5 protein-coding genes are annotated in these 5,512 nt (G+C 72.1%); 2 read left to right on the top strand and 3 right to left on the bottom strand.

What is annotated here, in order from left to right; translation table 11 throughout:
- On the bottom strand, positions 1-1,820 hold a 1,820-nt coding region (locus tag JWR81_RS26200), incomplete at its 3' end, for a methylmalonyl-CoA mutase family protein (RefSeq protein WP_297658633.1).
- A 152-nt stretch (positions 1,821-1,972) separates the two neighbouring features.
- Here JWR81_RS26200 and JWR81_RS26195 point away from each other — a divergent pair.
- Positions 1,973-2,296 (top strand): hypothetical protein, encoded by a 324-nt coding sequence (locus JWR81_RS26195; protein ID WP_297658631.1) that lies wholly within the window; start codon positions 1,973-1,975, stop codon positions 2,294-2,296.
- A gap of 202 nt (positions 2,297-2,498) precedes the next feature.
- Here JWR81_RS26195 and JWR81_RS26190 read toward each other — a convergent pair whose 3' ends face one another.
- Positions 2,499-3,323 carry a DUF1206 domain-containing protein gene (locus JWR81_RS26190; RefSeq protein ID WP_297658629.1) on the bottom strand — a complete coding sequence of 275 codons (825 nt, stop codon included), beginning with the start codon at positions 3,321-3,323 and terminating at the stop codon, positions 2,499-2,501.
- Between the two features lie 119 nt (positions 3,324-3,442).
- Complete coding sequence (gene murA, locus JWR81_RS26185) at positions 3,443-4,711, bottom strand: UDP-N-acetylglucosamine 1-carboxyvinyltransferase (protein ID WP_297658627.1); 1,269 nt, start codon at positions 4,709-4,711, stop codon at positions 3,443-3,445.
- A gap of 80 nt (positions 4,712-4,791) precedes the next feature.
- Here murA and JWR81_RS26180 point away from each other — a divergent pair, with 80 nt between their 5' ends.
- A complete protein-coding gene (locus tag JWR81_RS26180) occupies positions 4,792-5,385 on the top strand; it encodes a cob(I)yrinic acid a,c-diamide adenosyltransferase (protein ID WP_297658625.1) in 594 nt (197 codons plus the stop codon).
- Positions 5,386-5,512 lie beyond the last annotated feature (127 nt).

The following is a 5,512-nucleotide window of genomic DNA, read 5'->3' as shown; positions in this document are numbered from 1 at the left end:
CGCAGCCCCTCGACCACCGCGGGCACCACCTCGAGGTGCGAACCCGACAGCACCGACAGCCCTACGACGTGCACGTCCTCCTGCACGGCGGCCGCCACGATCTGGGCCGGGGTGAGCCGGATGCCCTGGTAGACCACCTCGAAGCCGACGTCCCGCGCCCGCACGGCCACCTGCTCGGCGCCGTTGGAGTGGCCGTCGAGGCCGGGCTTGCCGACGAGCATGCGCAGGCGCGTGCCGATCTCGTCGCCCGCGGCCTTCACGCGCTCGCGCACGGCGGCGATCTCCGTGGCCGCCTCACCGCCCGCCACGGCCGCCGAGACGCCCGTGGGTGCCCGGAACTCGCCGAACACCTCCCGGAGCACCCCGGTCCACTCCCCCGTGGTGACGCCGACCTTGGCGCACGCGATGGAGGCGTCCATGAGGTTGGCCTCGGTCTTCGCGGCGTCGCGCAGGGCGCTCAGCGCGGCCTCGACGTCGGCCTTGTCGCGGCCGGCCCGCCAGGCCGTGATGGCCTCGATGGCGGCGGCCTCGGTGGCCGGGTCGACCGACTCGATGGCCGCGGCGCCCTCGGCCTGCAGCGGGCTGGGCTCGGTGGTGTCGAACCGGTTGACGCCGACGACGACGTGCTCGCCCGACTCCATCTGCCGGCGCCGCTCCGAGAGCGACGACACGAGTTGGCCCTTCATGTAGCCCGACTCGACGGCCGCGACGGCGCCGCCCATCTCCTGCACCTTGTCGATCTCGGCGCGGGCGCCCTCGACGAGCTCGGCGACCTTGGCCTCGACCACGTGGCTGCCATCGAAGAGGTCCTCGTACTCGAGCAGGTCGGTCTCGTAGGCCAGCACCTGCTGCATGCGCAGCGCCCACTGCTGGTCCCACGGCCGGGGCAGGCCCAGTGCCTCGTTCCAGGCGGGGAGCTGGATGGCGCGGGCTCGCGCGTCCTTGGACAGCGTGACGGCGAGCATCTCCAGCACGATGCGCTGGACGTTGTTCTCCGGCTGCGCCTCGGTGAGGCCGAGGGAGTTGACCTGGACGCCGTAGCGCAGGCGGCGCTTCTTGGGGTCCTCGACGCCGTAGCGCTCCTTCGTCACCTCGTCCCAGAGCTGCCCGAAGGCCCGCATCTTGCACATCTCCTCGACGAAGCGCAGGCCCGCGTTCACGAAGAACGAGATGCGCGCGACGACGTCGGGGAAGCGTTCCGGGGGCACCTGTCCGGAGTCGCGGACGGTGTCGAGCACGGCGATGGCGGTGGAGAGCGCGTAGGCGAGCTCCTGCGCGGGCGTGGCCCCGGCCTCCTGCAGGTGGTAACTGCAGATGTTGATCGGGTTCCACTTCGGGATCTCGGCCACCGACCACGAGATCATGTCCGAGATGAGCCGCATGCTCGGCGCGGGCGGGAACACGTACGTCCCGCGCGAGAGGTACTCCTTGACGATGTCGTTCTGCGTCGTGCCGGCGAGCGTGGCGCGGGGCGCGTCGTGCTCGTCGGCCACCGCGACGTAGAGCGCGAGCAGCCACATGGCCGGCGCGTTGATCGTCATCGAGGTGTTGGCCTCGGCGAGCGGGATGCCGTCGAACAGCGTGCGCATGTCGCCGATGTGGCTGACCGGCACGCCGACCTTGCCGACCTCGCCCTTGGCCAGCTCGTCGTCGGGGTCGTAGCCGGTCTGGGTGGGCAGGTCGAACGCGACGGAGAGGCCCGTCTGGCCCTTCGCGAGGTTGCGGCGATAGAGCGCGTTGGACTTCGCGGCCGAGGAGTGACCGGCGTAGGTGCGGATCACCCAGGGCCGGTCGCGTTCACGGTCGGTCGGGTACGGCACCGGGCACCTCCACCATCGGAACTGCTGAACAGATCCGGGAATCCTACTGGCGCGTAACGAGGAGCCGCGGGTCGTACGGGCCGCATCACAGGCCTGATCGATACAGCAGCACCCGTCGAGCGCGGCGCCCACCGTGGGCGCAGAATCCCGGCATGGCCGACTGGACCCGCTTCTTCGCGCTGTTCGGCGGCCTGATCATGATGCTCGGCATCGCGTTGGCCCTGCGTTTGACGTTCGGCACGGGCAAGGACCAGGTCGGCCCGCGCATCCCCGACCCGGACGACACCACGGGCGACGGCCTGCTCGGGGAGGTCTCGCGGGTGCCCACGGAGTCGGCGGCCCAGGCGCTGCGTAGCAGGCTCGACAGCGAGGGCATCCGCGCCACCATCGGCCGCGCCGACGGCGTCTACCGGTTGCTCGTGTTCCACGCCGACCTCGTGCCGGCCGAGATCGTGCTCAGAGCGACCGACGAATGAGGGATTCGGCTCGCGGCGCACTGGAGTAGCGCGCGCGGCCCAGGGTCGCAGGGGTCGGTCACAAGGGCGGCTCACTCCGCGGCGGGGGTGGCCTCCTGATGCGGTCCTGCGGGGACGCCACCGTCACCGCGGTGCGCGGCGCGCGGCGCGGTAGGTCACCGACGCGAGCCCCGTATCACCGGGTATCCGCTGCTCAGTGGCGTCAGACGCGGTGGTAGCGGGCGTCGAAGAAGCAGAAGACGCCGTACGCGGCCAGCCCGAGCGCCACCGCGGCCAGCAGATACGGCCCGAACGGCTGGGCGGCGAGGCCCTTGAGCGCCGCGTCGAGCCCCGAGGCCTCGTCGGGTCGGAACCGGACCGCCGCCACCACCACGAACACGCCGATCAGCGCGGTCGCGACGCCCCTGGCGATGAAACCGATCTGCCCGGTGCGCTCCACGATCCGGCGGGCCCGGACGTCGAGCGGGAGGGACATGTCGGCGAGGAACTTCTTCCTCCAGCCGGCGTAGACCTTCGCCCCGCCGGCGATCACCACGCCGAGCCCCACCGCGCCGACGAGGAAGGGCCCACCCGGCATCCCGAGCACACCCGCCGTCGCCTTCTGCGGCCCGCCGCCACCTCCCCCGCCGCCCGCGGCCGTCCGGCCTGCGAGCACCGCGAACGCCACGAACACGACCGCCCTGAGCGCGGCCGCGGCCTTCCTCCGCACCTTCCTCGTCCGGTCGGACTCGTAGCCGAAACCCCAGATCGCCTGGGTCAGCCGCCACAGGGCGGTCGCGGCGAAGCCGACGACGAGCACCCACAGCAGGACCCGCCCGAAGGGCTGCTGCGCTAGCTCCTGGAAGGCCCCGCGCTGGCTCGCCTGCTGCCCGCCGGCGCTGCCGAACGCGACCTGCAGCGCGAGCCACGCGACCAGCAGGTGGGTGATGCCGTAGGCGACGATCCCGACGCGCGCGCCGATCTTGACGGGACGGCTCTCGGCCACGTTCTTCGCGGACTGGTCGACGGACTTCGCGGCACTGGTCATCAGGCTCCCCCGGGTGAGGACCGCACCGTGACACGGACCCGAGATCCCCGCATGCGGAGCTGCTCCGACCGGCCCAACCGCTCGGCGGGTCGGGCGTCCGGTGGCGCGGAACTGGCCCGTCAGCGCTCGGGTTCTGCGCTCACCCGGGAGATGTCGGCGCCCAGCGCCCGCAGGTTCTCGACGAACCGGGGGTAGCCGCGGTCGATGTGCTCGACGTCCCAGACCTCGGTGACGCCCTCGGCACACAGCGCGGCCAGCACCAGCCCGGCGCCGGCGCGGATGTCGCTGGCCCACACCGGGGCGCTGGAGAGCCGCTCGACACCCCGGACGACGGCGTGGTGACCGTCGGTACGGGCATCGGCTCCGAGCCGCACCATCTCGTCGACGAAGCGGAAGCGGGCCTCGAACACGTTCTCGGTGATCATCGAGGTGCCGTCGGCGACCGCGGACACGGCGATGGCCATCGGCTGCAGGTCGGTGGCGAAGCCCGGGTAGGGCAGCGTCACGAAGTCGACGGCCTCGGGACGGCCGTTCATCGTGACGGTGAACTCGTCGGCACCGATCGACGTCTCGGCGCCGGCGCTGCGCAGCTTGTCGAGCACCAGGTCGATGTGGTGCGGGTCGACGCCGCGCACCGTGACCTGCCCGCGCGTCATCGCGGCGGCGAACGCCCAGGTGGCGCCGACGATCCGGTCGCCGATCACGCGGTGGCTGGTGGGCTGCAGGCCGGTGACGCCGTGCACGGTGAGCGTCGAGGAGCCGACCCCGTCGATCTTGGCGCCCATCTGCGACAGCATCACGCAGAGGTCCACGATCTCGGGCTCGCGCGCGGCGTTGTCGATCACCGTGGTGCCCTCGGCCAGCACCGCGGCCATGAGGATGTTCTCGGTGGCGCCGACGCTCGGGAAGTCCAGCCAGATCTGGGCACCGCGCAACGTCTCGGCGGTGGCCACCACCCGCCCGTGCTCGATCTCCGTGGTGGCGCCCAGCTTGCGCAGCCCGGCCTGGTGCATGTCCAGCGGGCGCGAGCCGATCGCGTCGCCGCCCGGGAGCGGCACCACCGCCCGGCGGCAGCGGGCCACCAGCGGCCCCAGCACGCACACCGAGGCCCGCAGCTTGGACACCGACTTGTAGTCGGCGTTGGCGCCGGGCTCGGCGGGCACGTCGATCGTCACGGTGTCCCCGTCGACCACGACCGTGCAGCCCAGGCTGCGCAGGACGTCGGCCATCAGCGGGACGTCGAGGATCTCGGGACAGTTCGTGATCGTCGTGGTGCCCTGGGCCAGCAGCGCCGCCGCCATCAGCTTGAGGACGCTGTTCTTGGCGCCGACGACGTCGACGGCACCCACCAGCCGGGCCCCACCGGCCACCGCGAAATGCTCTGCCACGAGCCGCGAGGTTATCGGAGCGCGCCGTTCCCCCTCCGGTCCGTACCCCCGGCGAGTCGTCCGGCGGCTACGGTCATGCCATGGCCGTGCACCTGACCAGGATCTACACGAAGACCGGCGACGACGGCACCACCGCGCTGGGCGACTTCAGCCGTGTCCGCAAGACCGACGTCCGCCTCGCGGCCTACGCCGACGCCGACGAGGCCAACGCGGCCCTCGGCGTCGCGGTCACGGTGGGCGGGCTGGGCGAGGACGTGCTCGCCCCCCTGCGCCAGATCCAGAACGACCTCTTCGACGTGGGCGCGGACCTGTGCTCGCCGATCGTCGCCGGGGAGGGTGGGGATCCGACGCTGGCCCCGCCGCTGCGCATCACCGAGGCCTACGTCGAGCGGCTCGAGGACTGGTGTGACCACTTCAACGAGGGGCTGCCGAAGCTCGAGTCGTTCATCCTGCCCGGCGGCACCCCCGGCGGGGCGTACCTGCACGTGGCCCGCACCGTCACGCGGCGCGCGGAGCGCTCGGTGTGGGCGCTGCTGGAGGTCGACGCGGAGCGCACGAACGCGCTGACGGCGAAGTACCTCAATCGCCTCAGCGACCTGCTGTTCATCCTCGGCCGTGTGGCCAACCCGGGCGGCGACGTGCTGTGGAGCCCCGGCGGCCCGAAGGCCTCCTAGTACTGCAACGGCAGTCACGGCGTGTCGTGGAATGCTGAGCCCTGTCGGGCGGTGATGATCACCGTGTGGTGGATGTGGCGGGGTGGGTTACGGCGTTGGACGCGGTGGTGGAGCTGATCGGGCGCCG

Origin of the sequence: Pseudonocardia sp. (assembly GCF_025965585.1) — a bacterium.
Classification (GTDB): domain Bacteria; phylum Actinomycetota; class Actinomycetes; order Mycobacteriales; family Pseudonocardiaceae; genus Pseudonocardia.
The sequence above is the reverse complement of the archived record's forward strand: the minus strand, read 5'-3'. Positions and strand labels throughout refer to the sequence as shown.

Excerpts from the sequence above, each read along its gene's own strand:
- JWR81_RS26195 (WP_297658631.1), top strand. The coding sequence starts at position 1,973 with ATGGCCGACTGGACCCGCTTCTTCGCGCTGTTCGGCGGCCTGATCATG.
- JWR81_RS26190 (WP_297658629.1), bottom strand. The coding sequence starts at position 3,323 with ATGACCAGTGCCGCGAAGTCCGTCGACCAGTCCGCGAAGAACGTGGCC.
- JWR81_RS26180 (WP_297658625.1), top strand. The coding sequence starts at position 4,792 with ATGGCCGTGCACCTGACCAGGATCTACACGAAGACCGGCGACGACGGC.